The following is a 14,746-nucleotide window of genomic DNA, read 5'->3' as shown; positions in this document are numbered from 1 at the left end:
TTTATTTGATTTGCATATTTAATTGAGAACTGAAAGTAGTCGCAGCTGCAACACCCAATTGGCGCGCGATACGATCCGAAAAACTTGGCTGCGGCGTGAAATCAACAATATTGTCGACTTTCACAATATCGCGCGCCACGCTATCAACAGAACCAAAAGCATCCACCAAACCCAGCTTCATTCCAGTCTCACCTGACCATACCAAGCCAGAGAATATATCTGGGTTATCAGCCAGTTTTTTGCCTCGGCCAGCCTTTACAACAGCGATAAATTGCTGATGTATTTCATCGAGCATGCCAACAGCACGTTCTTTTTGTTCTGGGCTTTGCGGCGAAAATGGATCTAGGAATCCTTTATTGGCCCCCGCCGTGAGCAAACGACGCTCTACACCCACTTTTTCCATCACACCTGTAAAACCAAACCCATCCATCAATACACCGATCGAACCTACAATCGATGCTTTATCGGCAAAAATTTTATTTCCAGTCACAGCGGCATAGTAGCAACCGGATGCGCAAATATCCTCAATCACCACATAAAACGGTGTTTGCGGATATTGCTTTTTCAAACGCTCGATTTCATCGCGCATCATGCCCGCTTGCACTGGACTACCACCAGGGCTATTGGCGCGCAAAATCACTGCCTTGGTATTTTTATCTTCAAACGCTGCTTTTAATCCATCCACCACCAAAGCACTATTAGTTTCACCACCTGCTGCAATCGTACCTTGCAAGTCGACAACCGCAGTATGCGCTTGGTTTGCCAACTTATCGCCTTCGCGATTACCAATCCAGCCCATCACTAAAGCCAAAATGATAAATAAATAACTGAATGTCAGTAATTTAAAGAAAATACCCCAACGACGTGCACGCCGCTGCTCTTTTAGTGAAGCTGTCAGTACATCTTGCAAGACACTACGTTCAAAAGCTTCATTCATTCTCAATTTTCCTCTATCAGCCAAACGGCATCATCATGCTCTCTTACCACCAAGGACGGCAATCGCCGTCCTGTACACGGCCCCCCCAAACAAAGGCCATTACGTGGATTGTAATACGCACCATGGGTAGAGCAGATTAAATATTCACGCGTTAAATCAAAAACATCACCCAAATTGTAATCTAGCTCAATCGGCACATGGGCACATTCATTGATATAGGCATAAATGTGCTGAGAGAAACGAATCAATATCGCGTTTCGCTTGCGCCCGTCGCGCTGAACTAGAAAACGAAATGCCAAGCCTCGTTCGACTACAGAGTCAGATCGACAAATCCAACGTTCAGCCATGCGTCAAGATCCAATCGGTCAGTGCAGAAAAATCATCAAAATGCGCCAACGGGTTCAAAGGCAACAAATCCTCTAGCGGATGCGCACCATAGCTCATCGCCAAACTTGCGGTTCCTGCGTTGATCGCCAATTGCAAATCATGGGTGGTATCGCCAATCATTACAGCACGATCAGCAGCCACATCGGTTTTATCTAAAAGATATTCCAACATCGCCGGATGGGGCTTGGAAAATGCTTCGTCAGCAGTTCTTGTTGCTTCAAAAAAGTGCGCTAAATCTGTTGCAGCCAACACGCGATCTAAACCAGCCCGAGACTTACCCGTTGCCACAGCCAGACGAAACCCAGCGTCTTGCAAGCGCGGCAAAGACTCAAGCACGCCTGCATACAATTGCAGCTCATGGTCTTTGGCTAAAAAATGGCCACGATACGCATCGACGACTTGCTGAATTTTGTTCGCATCAATATCGGGGGCCAGATACTGCATCGCCTCGTGTAAACCATAACCAATGACATAGCGCGCATCGACATCACTCGGTTCAGACAGCCCAACCTCGGCAAAAGCGCGCTGAATCGAGCGCGCAATCATGCCGGTGCTGTCCATCAGCGTGCCATCCCAGTCAAAAACTAATAAATCAAATCGACGACTCATGATTTTCCCTGTGCATTCAATTTATCAATATAGGACTGTAACTCAGGCGGCAATGGCGCTTCCAACTCCATCCGCACACCCGTTAGCGGATGATCTACACACAAACGCCATGCATGCAAGAACATGCGTTTCAAGCCTTCACGAGAAAAAGCCTTGTTCACCGATGCCTCACCATATTTATCATCCCCTAAAATAGGATGACCACTTTCAGATAAATGCACCCGAATTTGATGCGTGCGGCCCGTTTTCAACTCGCATTCAACCAAACTGGCTTTCCCAGGCCAAACTTGTTTCAAATTCACGGTCGTATGCGAAGTCAGCCCATCACTGTGTACCTTCACGCGACGCTCACCGTCGGGCAATTCGTATTTCAGTAGCTTAAATTTAATGTGCGAGCGCGGATTAGGCCACACACCTTGCACCAAAGCTAAATAACGCTTATCAATGCGGTGATTATCACGCAGCACCTCATGTAATTTAACTAAGGCACTGCGTTTTTTAGCGACCAATAATAAGCCCGAAGTATCGCGATCAAGTCGGTGTACCAACTCTAAAAATTTGGCTTGCGGGCGTTGCGCACGCAATAACTCAATCACACCAAAGCTGATTCCTGAACCGCCATGCACTGCCATTCCTGATGGTTTATTCAATACAATCAAGGCGTCATCTTCAAAAACGATGGGAATTTGCACTAATTCAGCGGCATTCGACACCGTCGCTGGGACTGGCGCCTTTTCAGCGACTCGTACCGGCGGAATCCGTAGCACATCACCTTCGATTAAGCGATAGGTGACATCCACACGCCCCTTATTGACGCGAATTTCGCCAGAACGAACGATGCGATACACATGACTTTTTGGCACGCCTTTAAGCATTTTTAACAAAAAATTATCGAGCCGCTGACCCGCATCTTCACTATCGACCGTCACGAAAGTGACAGACGCTTTGCTTGTCTCGGACATATTGACATATACTCTGTGACGCGCTGCAATTATGCAGCAGGTTGTAGCCACTTTAAGCCTCGTAAAAACGACTTAAAGATAGGGGTGCAACGCAATTTAGGTATTATTCATACTCTGAAAAAATACTGCTAAATTGCCCGTGGCGATGCTAAAAGCGCACCACCGACTGATTATTTATCCGCTCTTTTTCCGTATGCTCAGCTTCACACCTGACGAATTCTTTCCCGCCGTAGGTAAACAAACTTTACCTACCGGCTCCATAAGGAGCTGATGCGCGGGGCTCGTTAGTTCAGAGAAGCAACACCGGAAACCGAATCGGAGAACGGTTATAACGCTCACCGTTGTTTCAAGCAGCGATGGTAATTGATTTATTACATTAGTGCACTGACCGGATTGATTCACCCTGAGTTGTCTAAACGAAAGAAACTTGGGGTATAGCTAGACAGACCTTATTTAGATTATTGTGGAGAACGATACCCAGTTCCTAAGCCGCTACACTTAGCCATTTAATTTATCTCCCGTAGATTGACTTAATCCACGCCGGATAAGATGGCTATGGTCACGCCGAACTGACGTCTTCATCACCCTGTTGCTTTGCAATCGATCCGAGCGGTGCGCGTCGGAGTACTACATGAAGCGCATGCTATTTAATGCGACACAAGCTGAAGAGCTACGTGTCGCCATCGTTGACGGTCAAAAACTCATCGACCTCGACATCGAAACCGTTGGCCGTGAACAACGCAAATCCAACATCTACAAAGGCGTAATTACCCGCATCGAGCCATCGCTCGAAGCGTGTTTCGTCGACTACGGCTGCGACCGTCACGGCTTTTTGCCATTTAAGGAAATTGCACGTTCTTACATGGGCGACGGCGAAGGCGGCCGAGGCCGTGTAGCAGGCAATCTCACTGAAGGCCAAGAAGTCATCGTTCAAGTTGAAAAAGACGAACGTGGCAATAAAGGCGCAGCCCTCACCACCTACATCAGCTTAGCTGGCCGTTATTTGGTCCTCATGCCAAACAACCCACGTGGTGGCGGTGTTTCTCGCCGTATTGAAGGCGAAGAGCGCAACGAATTGCGCGCAGCAATGGATCAACTCGATACACCAGCAGGCACAAGCCTGATCGCTCGCACCGCAGCCATTGGCCGCAATGCTGAAGAATTGCAATGGGATTTGTCTTACCTATTGCAACTTTGGCGCGCGATTGAAGACGCTGCTGCTGGCGAAAAAGACGCCGATGGCAAACCAAAAGGCAAAACCGGCGCATTCTTGATTTATCAAGAATCTAGCCTTGTTATCCGCGCTATTCGTGATTACTTCCAACCCGATATCGGTGAATTGTTAATCGACAAACGCGACATCTACGAGCAAGCGCAGCAATTTATGGCGCACGTGATGCCAGGCAGCGTGCATAAAGTGAAGTTCTACCAAGATGACGTGCCGCTGTTTTCACGCTTCCAAATCGAACACCAAATCGAAACTGCTTACTCACGTGAAGTGAGCTTGCCATCGGGCGGCGCGATCGTACTCGACCGCACCGAAGCCTTGTGGTCAATCGACGTGAACTCGGCCAAGGCAACCCGCGGTGGCGACATCGAAGAAACTGCAGTGCGCACCAACCTTGAAGCGGCCGATGAAATCGCTCGCCAAATGCGTTTACGCGATGTGGGTGGTTTGATCGTGATCGACTTTATCGACATGGAAAACCCGAAAAACCAACGCGATGTTGAAAACCGTGTACGTGAAGCCTTGCATCATGACCGCGCTCGCGTCCAAACGGGCAAAATCAGCCGCTTTGGTCTGCTTGAATTGTCACGTCAACGCTTGCAACCATCACTTGAAGAAACCAGCCACATGGCTTGCCCACGCTGCCACGGCACCGGTTTCATTCGCGGTATCGAATCATCTGCATTGCACATCTTGCGCATCATCCAAGAAGAAGCAATGAAAGAAAACACCGGTGCAATCCACGCGCAGGTACCCGTTGATGTTGCGACATTCTTGCTCAATGAAAAACGCGCGGAATTGTTTGCCGTAGAAGATCGCCTCAAAGTGGGTGTTATTTTGATTCCAAATACCAATTTGGAAACCCCGAACTACAGCATTACCCGCCTACGTCATGACGATGTAAACCAACTCGAAGAGATCATTCCTTCATATCGCATGGTTGAACCCGCAACGGATGAAGGTTACAAACTCGCCAAGACCAAAGAAGAGCAAGTGAAGCGCCCTGAAGCTGCGGTAAAAGGCATTACGCCTTCATTGCCAGCACCAGCGACTTCTGAGCGCACCACACGTGTCGCTACAGAGCCTGCGAAGTCAACTTCACTATGGCAAAAAATCGTTTCATGGTTTAGCGCGGCTCCAGAAGAAGTGAAAGTTGAAGAAGTTAAACCAGCGGCACGACCACAGCGCGGTCGTAATGATCATCGCCGTGGCCGCAACGAAGCGCGTCCAGAAGGCAACCGTGAGCGCGGAGAACGCACAGAGCGTCCAGAACGCGCTGCCCGTGGTGGAAAACCACGTATTGAAGAAGATCTCCAAAAACGTGATGCAGCACCACGTGTAGAAAAAGCAGAGCGCCCAGAACGTGGCGAACGTCCAGAGCGTCAACCTCGTCCAGAGCGCCAACCGCGCCCTGAACGCACGCCACGTAACGAACAACGCAGCGAAACGCTGAAAGCGGACTTGGCAGCGGTAACTACGGCACCTGAAAATATTGCGGCCACTGGCGAAAACAATGGCGAAACGCGTAGCCGTCGTCGTCGCGGCCGTCGTGATCGTCGTGATCGCAATGATGTAGAAACAACAGTTGCAACTGAGAGCGCATCAGTTGATACCGCAAATGCAGCAGCAGTGGCATCTGTCAGTGAAGTGGTTGTTGCACCAAGCACACACACGCCAGCACCCGCTCAATCACCAGCAACGCCAGAGGTCAAGGCGACTGTCGCAGATGTGATCGTAGTTGTGCCTGCGCCAGCAGCAGTTGCAGTTACTGAGCCCGTTGTTGCAACTGTTAGCGTCATTGAACCTATTGTTGCACCAACACCCGTGGCTGAAACCCCTGCAGAAGCAACACCTACAGTTGAATCAGCAAAGCCGGTAGCAGCAGAGCCAGTACCACAAACAGCAGCAATCGAAGCTGTGGCTGCCCCTGAAGTGATTGCAGCACCAGCACCGAAGCAAGTTGTCGCCGAAGTCGACACTCCAGAAAGTGTTGGTTTGCAGCAAGTTGCAACTCGCAAAGTTGAGTCTGAAATTGCTACGATCCCAACGACAGACAGCACACGTCGCCGCCGTAGCGCACAAGCGAAAACCGCCGTCAGCAGCGAACCCGTTGCCTTGCAAATGGTAGAAACGGTTAATAAGATCGTTACCGCATCCGAAGTGATTGCACCGCCGGTTAATACAGTACGCCGTCGGAAAGATGTGACCGCCAGTCATACCGCAAATAGCATGGATGCAGCACCACTTGCTCAGGTTGAAACCAAGCAGTAATAAGTCACTAGCAACATGAAAGACAAAAAACCGCACTCAGCAATGAATGCGGTTTTTTTTATGCTTGGACTAGCATAGTGATTTAGCGTGTTCTAGTATGACTTAGGCTTGACCGATAAAAAAATGCTCTGGGAGTAACACCAATGAAACTCGAAGAAGTCTTTGAACAAACGCACAAACTGCCAACCATTCCTAAAGTAGTTCAAGAACTCATTGATAGTTTTAGCAATGATGATATTGACATCGACACCATCGCAAAAAAAATCGCACAAGACCAAGTCATTACGGCAAAAGTACTTCGCCTTGCCAACTCAGCTCACTTTGGTGCCAGCCGCCAAATCGGTTCAGTCCAAGAAGCCGTTGTCGTACTCGGCTTTAACACCGTTCGCACCTTAGTGGTCGCCTCAGGGATTACCGGTGCCTTTGTAGCAACCCCTGGCTTTGATCGGAAAGCATTCTGGAAGCACAGCCTTGCTGTGGCTACCATCAGTAAATGGCTAGCTAAACAAGCTAAAACCAATGGCGAAGTAGCATTCACCTGCGGCATGGTCCACAATATTGGCGAAATGCTGATTCACATTGTCGCCCCCGAGATGGCAGTTAAAATTGATAAATTTGTTGAAAGTGGCGGAGATCGCGTCGCCCTCGAAGACAACAACATCGGGTTTGACTATGTCATGGTCGGCGAAGAACTCGCCCGTCGCTGGAATTTCCCTGTTGAAATTCAACAAGCCATTAAATTTCAAAATACACCGACTTCACAAGACCCGAGCGACAAACTCACTGCGGTACTCTCTTTAGCCAAATTCATTGCCACATTGCAAGCTGATAAACCCAGCATTGAAGATCTATCAGCCCAAATTCCAGAAAACATACTCAGTCTCTCAGGCATAAGTAAAGATACCCTTAATTTAAAACTGGCAGAGCTTGCAGAACTATCCAGTGGCATGGAAGAAATTATTGGATAACTGCTACACCAAGAAAAATCCCTCAGCCAAGAGGTAGAAATAGGGAAACACCTGATTATCTTACGGATTAAAGCTTACTAGCATCAAGGGCAGTGTGAGTTTGTGTGTACTTCACATACGTATCTCATTTCTGCCTTTTTTTCTTTACCAAGCTGGAGACAATAATGAATTCAAAAAAACTAGGTCTCATTGCCAGTATGATTTTTGCTGGACTTCTCTTTAATAGCAACGCAAACGCAGCCAAAACTTACCAAGTAGCCACTGATGCGGCCTACGCGCCTTTTGAATCACTTAACAATAAAAAAGAAGTTGTCGGTTTTAGTGTGGATGTACTTGAAGCGATTGCAAAGAAAAGTGGCATGAAAATCAAATTCATCAACACCCCTTGGGAAGGTATCTTTGCAACACTTTCAACAGGCGACCGAGATATGGTGATTTCATCAGTCACGATCACGCCAGAACGTAAGCAATCGATGGACTTCTCAGACCCCTACTTCGAAGCAAAACAGCTGATTGCCGTTGGAAAAAATAGTAAAGTCAGCAAATTTACCGATTTAAAAACACTCAAAGTGGGCGTTCAAACCGGTACCACCGGCGATGAAGTAATCCAAAAATTACAAGGCAAAACCAGCCCAAATATCAAGCGCTTTGAATCAACCCCATTGGCCATTAAAGAACTTGAAAATGGTGGCGTTGACGCAGTCGTAGCCGACAATGGCGTCGTAGTTAACTTTGTTGCCAACAATCCAAACTCAAAGCTGAAAATGATTGATGATGCAACATTTGCTAAAGAGTACTACGGCATTGCCGTTAAAAAAGGCAATAAAGCCCTGCTTGAACAAATCAATAAAGGGCTAGCTGCAATCAAAGCAGATGGCACTTATGACAAAATTTATAACAAATATTTTGGAAAATAAGCCAAGTTCAAGGTCTAAATACAACTTCAATGGCACTTAAAACCAAAGAAGTGTGTTAAAACCATCGAAGAAGCGCATCGTAACTAGAGGCGCTTCTTTTTTTCTTGAGCTTTGAATAGGTAAGCACATGGATTTTATTACGTTCTGGACACAAATCCAGCAAGCCGTACCCTTGCTAGAAAACTTCCAGCTGCAGATTGTTTGGGAATACCGCGAATTATTCATCGACGGTATCAAAATGACGCTTGGCATTACCCTTGTCGCTGTTACGGTAGGAACATTGATTGGATTGTTTGCAGGGATGGCTCGCCTTGCTGAAGTCAAACATGGCATCTGGAAATACCCCGTTAAATTTTTACTGCGCTGGCCTGCTACAGCGTACGTCACCTTTTTCCGTGGCACCCCGCTGTTTGTGCAAATTTTGCTCACTCACTTTGCGGTAATGCCCTTATTGGTTCATCCAGACAACGGTATCTTGCTTAGTGGCGAAATGGCGTCGACGTTACGTCAAGAATACGGTGCATTTTTATCGGGCTTAGTGGCACTCACTCTGAATGCCGGTGCCTACATTACTGAAATTTTCCGCGCAGGGATTCAGTCGATTGCTAAAGGGCAATTTGAAGCATCTCGCTCATTAGGCATGACCTACGGACAAACCATGCGCCACGTGATTATTCCGCAAGCTTTTCGCCGCATGCTGCCGCCACTGGGTAATGAAGCGATTATGCTCGTCAAAGACAGCTCGCTGGTCTCGGCGATTGGTCTGGCCGAGCTGGCTTATGCTGCGCGAACCGTAGCCGGTGCGTACTCGCGCTACTGGGAACCCTACCTCACGATTTCATTTATCTACCTGATTATGACTTTGGTATTAGCTGCCGGTGTGAGTCACCTAGAGAAGCGTTACCAACAAAGTGGCGGCGTGTAATTCATCCACATCCGTTACGCAATAAAAAACCACCGAGCTTTTCGGTGGTTTTTTATTAACATGATTTTAATCTTAAATTGAAAATCATGTACAAACAGCAAGATGTATAAGCCTACATCCATTATAAAACATTAGCTACGAACATATACCAAATCATTTATGTAAAACCAAAGCCAACACTCTGCGATCTTCGGCGGTCAATACATTAAACGTGCGGCACAATGCGCCCGTATCCATTGCATCGAGGCCAATACGCTTGGCGGATAAAGCGGCAAACAGCTGCGGATGTGGAAATTGAATTTTGCTGCCAGTGCCGAGTAACACCAACTCAGGCTCGAACTCAAGCAATGCGGCAAAATCATCCGCCTGCAAATCAGCAAATGAGGTCGGGCGGAATGAATGAACTGCATTCGGTAGTACCAACACACTCCCTTCAAAACGCTCATCATTCACCTTCACGCTGCTCGTGTCATAACCAGTAAATTGATTCACATTTTTGACTTTAGATTGATGCAGCTTCATACGGGTAGCCTTTGCAAATAAATTTTTAGCGATTCTACCAAAGCTCATCCGCTTGAACGGGCAAAATTGCGTATTTAATGTGCATTTCATGCACAAGGCTGCCCATTTTATGCGTTCTTCCCTTAGAATACGGGGTTTCCCTGAAAAACTTTGCGCAGGCCACACCGATGGAAGCCATCCTCAAATCCAATAAATTATTGAACGTCTGTTACGAAATTCGCGGCCCGATTCCGGAGCGAGCGCGTCAGATGGAAGAAGAAGGCCATCGCATCATCAAACTCAATATTGGCAACCTCGCCCACTTTGGTTTTGATGCCCCAGAAGAAGTAATCCAAGACGTGATTCGCAATCTAGCTAACTCGGCCGGTTACGTCGATAGCAAAGGATTATTTCAAGCGCGTAAAGCCGTGATGCATTACACGCAGCAGAAAAAGATTAAAGACGTAACCGTCGACGACATCTATATCGGCAATGGCGCGTCCGAGTTGATCGTGATGAGCATGCAAGCGCTACTCAATAATGGCGATGAAGTACTGGTGCCAATGCCTGACTATCCGCTATGGACCGCCGCAGTGAGTTTAGCGGGTGGCACGCCACACCATTACCTATGCGATGAAGCCAACGGCTGGCTACCGTCGATTAGTGATATGCGCGCCAAAATCACTGCCAAAACCCGCGCGATTGTCGTAATTAATCCGAACAATCCAACTGGCGCGCTGTACCCAAATTCTGTACTGCTCGACATCATCGCGCTGGCGCGTGAGTTCGGCCTGATTATTTATGCCGATGAAATTTACGATAAAGTCCTCTACGATGGCCTCACCCACACCTCGATTGCCTCACTGGCAGATGACGTGCTGTTTGTTACTTTTAATGGCTTATCAAAAAACTACCGTGCATGCGGCTATCGCTCTGGCTGGATGATTGTGTCGGGCGAGAAAAAATTGGCCAAAGACTACATCGAAGGCTTGAACATGCTCGCCACGATGCGGCTATGTGCCAATGTGCCATCAATGTACGCAATTCAAACCGCGCTCGGCGGCTATCAGAGCATTGATGATTTAGTCTGCGAAGGTGGCCGCTTGGCCAAACAACGCGACTTAGCCTATGAAATGCTCAGCAATATGCCAGGGGTCAGCGTGGTCAAGCCACAAGCAGCGCTGTATATGTTTCCAAAACTTGATCCGGATATGTACCCGATCAGTGACGACCAGCAATTTATGCTCGAGCTACTGACCGAAGAAAAAGTGCTACTGGTGCAAGGGACAGGCTTTAACTGGAAAGAACACGACCATTTCCGCGTCGTCTTCCTACCAAATCTGGATGACCTAACCGATGCGCTGAACCGCGTAGCCCGCTTTTTAACACAGTGGCGCAAACGGCACGGCACCGGCGAATTTGCCGCAAAATGAAATATAGAATGAGTTCGCCGAAGGCGTAATTCACAACAATTAAACTTTAAACATTTAATCATTTGTCGGGTTTAGTTTCGCTAACCCGACCTACGAGGAAGAGAAAATGAAAGCAATCAATGTCGGCCTATGTGGCGTGGGGACTGTCGGTGGCGGTACTGCCACCGTTTTGAAGCGCAATGGCGAAGAAATCGCTCGCCGTGCCGGTCGCCCTATTGTGGTGACCATGGCTGCTAATCGCGACCTTGATCGTGCGCGTGAACTGGTTGGTGAAGGCGTTACCCTCACTGATAACGCGATGGATGTCGTGAACAATCCCGACATCGATATCGTGGTTGAACTGATCGGCGGCACCACCATTGCCAAAGATTTGGTTCTGGCTGCGATTGCTAATGGCAAACACGTGGTCACTGCGAACAAAAAACTGATCGCCGAATACGGCAATGAAATTTTCGCTAAAGCGCAAGAAAAAGGCGTGATGGTCGCATTTGAAGCTGCGGTTGCAGGTGGCATCCCTGTCATCAAAGCGCTACGTGAAGGCCTGACTGCAAACAAAATCGAATGGGTGGCTGGCATTATCAACGGCACATCTAATTTCATCCTGACCGAAATGCGCGACAAAGGCTCGGCCTTTGCCGACGTGCTCGCAGAAGCACAACGCCTTGGCTACGCCGAAGCTGATCCAACATTCGATATCGAAGGCCACGACGCAGCACACAAATTGACGATCATGAGCGCGATTGCATTTGGTATTCCGGTTCAGTTTGATAAAGCCTACTTAGAAGGCATTAGCAAACTGGATGCTGCCGATATCAAATACGCCGCAGAATTGGGATATCGCATCAAATTGCTTGGTATGACACGCCGCCGCCCGAACGGCATTGAATTGCGCGTTTCACCAACGCTGATCCCTGCTGGCCGCTTGATTGCGAATGTCGATGGTGTAATGAACGCCGTGCTGGTCAAAGGCGATGCCGTTGGCGCAACGATGTACTACGGCCCAGGCGCTGGCGCAGAGCCAACGGCCTCTTCAGTGATTGCTGACCTCGTTGATATCACACGTCTACACACTGCTGACCCAGAACACCGCGTACCGCATCTGGCATTCCAGCCAAGCGCGATTGCGAATCTGCCGATTTTGCCAATCGAAGAAGTGGAAACCTGCTACTACCTACGCTTGTCAGCGAAAGACTTGCCAGGCGTATTGGCCGATGTAACAGGCATTTTGGCTGAAGGCCAGATTTCAGTTGATGCGATGCTGCAAAAACCAGCCAGCGCGACAGGTTCAACCGCTGAAATCGTGATCGTTACGCACATGGCGATTGAGAAAAACATCAATATCGCCATCGCCAAAATTGAAAATCTAGCGAGCACCGAAGGCAAAGTGGTGAAGTTGCGTTTGGAACATTTAAACGGCTAAAACAGCGGCTGCGAGACGCGGATACTGCTTCATAAGAGCCTCTCAAAATCCTCATGTACTTAATGTACATTCCGGTTTTTCGAAGCTCTTATTCATTGCCTGCGCACCTCTCGCTCGCTGTTTGAATATCTGCTTAAGCCATAGCACATCTAAGGAAAGTCTGATGAATCCGATTGAGCAAATCGAAGCTGAAAAACTATCCCAAAATGTAGTTACGCGCATCGAAGCCCTCGCGGTCTTAGCTAACCGGCGTAAAGTGTCTAAATGGGATTGGCTTTTAGCAATCAGTGGCTGCGGCATTGGACTTCTCCAATCAGGCGGAATTGAATGGATCGGCAGCGGTGAGATCTGGAAATCCAGCCATCTAAATCATGTATTGGTTTACATAATAGCGTGGAGCGGATTTTTTTTAGCAGCAGCGACCTACATACGATCAAGAGAAAACACAAAACGACTAGAAGCGGCAATTTCACTTCTAAATCAGAAATAGCCAACTAGGTATATAACCCTAAGTATTATATAAATTAACCTACAAGCAGATACCCATGAACTATATCTCAACTCGTGGTGGCGTTGCGCCACAGCAATTTAGCGATATCCTGCTCGGTGGCCTGATGGCCGATGGCGGATTGTCGATTCCAGAAAGCTACCCGCAGCTGACACAAGCTGATTTAGAAAGCATGGCACCACTCAATTACCGCGATTTGGCGTTCGCTGTGATCAGCCGCTTTGTCGACGATATTCCTGCCGATGACCTCAAAGCGCTGATCGAAAAAACCTATACATCTGAAGTGTATTGCAATGGTCGCTCGAAAAACCAAGCCAGCCACATCACGCCGCTAATCAAACTCGACAACAATCTCTATATCCAAGAACTCTCCAACGGCCCAACCTTAGCGTTCAAAGATATGGCGATGCAATTACTCGGCAATCTATTTGAATACGTGCTCGACAAGAAAGGCGAACAAATCAATATTCTCGGTGCGACATCCGGCGATACTGGCTCGGCGGCCGAATACGCAATGCGCGGCAAACGTGGTGTGAATGTGTTTATGCTCAGCCCATTTGGCAAAATGAGCCCGTTCCAACGCGCGCAAATGTTCAGCTTGCAAGATGAAAACATCTTCAACTTATCAGTACATGGCTTTTTTGATGCCTGCCAAGACATCGTTAAAGACGTGAACAAAGATGCGGAGTTCAAAGCCAAATACAAAATCGGCGCGGTGAATTCGATCAACTGGGGCCGCATCGTGGCTCAAGTGGTGTATTACTTCAAAGGCTATTTTGCGATGATTTTGGCCAGCGGCAAAAAAGTCGGCGACAAAGTCGATTTCTGCGTGCCATCGGGCAACTTCGGCAATATCTGCGCCGGTCACATTGCGCGCCAAATGGGTTTGCCAATTGGCCAATTGATCGTCGCCACCAATGAAAACGACGTGCTCGATGAATTCTTCAAAACTGGCGGTTATCACCCACGTGGTCTGGATCGCACTTATGAAACCACTAGCCCGTCAATGGACATCACCAAAGCGTCGAACTTAGAGCGTTTTGTGTTTGACCTGATCGGCCGTGATGCCGAGCGTTTGGCTGCGATGTGGAAGTCGGTTGAAACTGGCTCTGGTTTTGAATTGACTGCCGATGAATTTGCGACGATGCGCGATCGTTATGGCTTTAAATCAGAAGCCAGCAATCACGCCGACCGCATTGCCCATATTCGTGAAGTGTTCGAAAAATACGGCGTGCAGGTTGATCCGCATACCGCTGATGGCTTCAAAGCCGCCAAAGCGCACCGCAATCCAGCGGTGCCAATGGTGATTATGGAAACGGCACTACCGGCGAAATTTGAAGACACGATGCAAGAAGCGCTCAAACAAGCCCCATTCCGCCCGAAAGGTTTAGCTGGTTTGGAAGCATTGCCACAGCGTTTTGATGCGATTGAAGCTGATGCGGCCTTGATCAAGCAATATTTGGTCGAACGGATTAAGTAATTCAAGCTTGAATATAAATTGACCCGAGAAGGCTAAGCCGCTCCTTCCCCCTTGACGGGGGAAGGTTGGGATGGGGGTGGAAATACTTGATTTGACGATAAATTCTAAGTGTCACCCTCACCCTAGCCCTCTCCCGTAAAGGGAGAGGGGACAAAAACGATTCAGCGACTCTAAATTCCATCAATATCAAATCTAAACAC

13 protein-coding genes are annotated in these 14,746 nt (G+C 48.1%); 8 read left to right on the top strand and 5 right to left on the bottom strand.

Annotated features, from left to right (window positions below; genetic code table 11):
- Position 1: 1 nt before the first annotated feature.
- From K4H28_RS02225 to rluC, 4 genes are read right to left on the bottom strand one after another with little or no spacing between them, the layout of a single operon-like run.
- The gene (locus K4H28_RS02225; RefSeq protein WP_221006697.1) at positions 2–937 is read right to left on the bottom strand and encodes a S49 family peptidase; all 936 of its coding nucleotides are present in this window, start codon (positions 935–937) and stop codon (positions 2–4) included.
- Positions 938–939: 2 nt separating this feature from the next.
- Positions 940–1,284 (bottom strand): Rieske (2Fe-2S) protein, encoded by a 345-nt coding sequence (locus K4H28_RS02220; RefSeq protein WP_221006696.1) that lies wholly within the window; start codon positions 1,282–1,284, stop codon positions 940–942.
- Positions 1,277–1,933 carry an HAD-IA family hydrolase gene (locus tag K4H28_RS02215; protein ID WP_221006694.1) on the bottom strand — a complete coding sequence of 219 codons (657 nt, stop codon included), beginning with the start codon at positions 1,931–1,933 and terminating at the stop codon, positions 1,277–1,279. Before K4H28_RS02215 ends, K4H28_RS02220 begins: the two co-directional genes overlap by 8 nt.
- The gene (gene rluC, locus K4H28_RS02210; RefSeq protein WP_221006692.1) at positions 1,930–2,895 is read right to left on the bottom strand and encodes a 23S rRNA pseudouridine(955/2504/2580) synthase RluC; all 966 of its coding nucleotides are present in this window, start codon (positions 2,893–2,895) and stop codon (positions 1,930–1,932) included. Before rluC ends, K4H28_RS02215 begins: the two co-directional genes overlap by 4 nt.
- Positions 2,896–3,526: 631 nt before the next feature.
- Here rluC and K4H28_RS02205 point away from each other — a divergent pair.
- From K4H28_RS02205 to K4H28_RS02190, 4 genes are all read left to right on the top strand, one after another.
- Positions 3,527–6,394: an Rne/Rng family ribonuclease gene (locus K4H28_RS02205; protein ID WP_221006691.1), complete on the top strand. Its 2,868-nt coding sequence runs from the start codon at positions 3,527–3,529 to the stop codon at positions 6,392–6,394.
- Positions 6,395–6,537: 143 nt separating this feature from the next.
- Positions 6,538–7,362: an HDOD domain-containing protein gene (locus K4H28_RS02200; RefSeq protein ID WP_221006689.1), complete on the top strand. Its 825-nt coding sequence runs from the start codon at positions 6,538–6,540 to the stop codon at positions 7,360–7,362.
- Between the two features lie 197 nt (positions 7,363–7,559).
- A complete protein-coding gene (locus K4H28_RS02195) occupies positions 7,560–8,279 on the top strand; it encodes a basic amino acid ABC transporter substrate-binding protein (protein WP_373312791.1) in 720 nt (239 codons plus the stop codon).
- A gap of 127 nt (positions 8,280–8,406) precedes the next feature.
- Complete coding sequence (locus tag K4H28_RS02190; protein WP_221006686.1) at positions 8,407–9,204, top strand: amino acid ABC transporter permease; 798 nt, start codon at positions 8,407–8,409, stop codon at positions 9,202–9,204.
- Between the two features lie 153 nt (positions 9,205–9,357).
- Here K4H28_RS02190 and K4H28_RS02185 read toward each other — a convergent pair whose 3' ends face one another.
- Positions 9,358–9,726 (bottom strand): Mth938-like domain-containing protein, encoded by a 369-nt coding sequence (locus K4H28_RS02185; RefSeq protein ID WP_221006685.1) that lies wholly within the window; start codon positions 9,724–9,726, stop codon positions 9,358–9,360.
- A 167-nt stretch (positions 9,727–9,893) separates the two neighbouring features.
- Between K4H28_RS02185 and K4H28_RS02180 the strand changes: the two genes are divergently transcribed.
- The 4 genes from K4H28_RS02180 (at position 9,894) to thrC (ending at position 14,546) form a co-directional block, all read left to right on the top strand.
- On the top strand, positions 9,894–11,138 hold the full coding sequence (locus tag K4H28_RS02180) for a pyridoxal phosphate-dependent aminotransferase (protein ID WP_221006684.1): 1,245 nt from the start codon (positions 9,894–9,896) through the stop codon (positions 11,136–11,138).
- 106 nt (positions 11,139–11,244) lie between these two features.
- Entirely contained in the window at positions 11,245–12,558 is a 1,314-nt protein-coding gene (locus K4H28_RS02175) for a homoserine dehydrogenase (protein ID WP_221006682.1), read from the top strand.
- A gap of 163 nt (positions 12,559–12,721) precedes the next feature.
- On the top strand, positions 12,722–13,048 hold the full coding sequence (locus K4H28_RS02170; protein ID WP_221006680.1) for a hypothetical protein: 327 nt from the start codon (positions 12,722–12,724) through the stop codon (positions 13,046–13,048).
- A gap of 55 nt (positions 13,049–13,103) precedes the next feature.
- Positions 13,104–14,546 carry a threonine synthase gene (thrC, locus tag K4H28_RS02165; protein ID WP_221006678.1) on the top strand — a complete coding sequence of 481 codons (1,443 nt, stop codon included), beginning with the start codon at positions 13,104–13,106 and terminating at the stop codon, positions 14,544–14,546.
- Positions 14,547–14,746 lie beyond the last annotated feature (200 nt).

Origin of the sequence: Deefgea tanakiae (genome assembly GCF_019665765.1) — a bacterium.
Taxonomy (GTDB): Bacteria; Pseudomonadota; Gammaproteobacteria; order Burkholderiales; family Chitinibacteraceae; genus Deefgea; species Deefgea tanakiae.
Note: the sequence above shows the minus strand (reverse complement) of the source record. Positions and strands in the feature narration are given on the sequence as shown.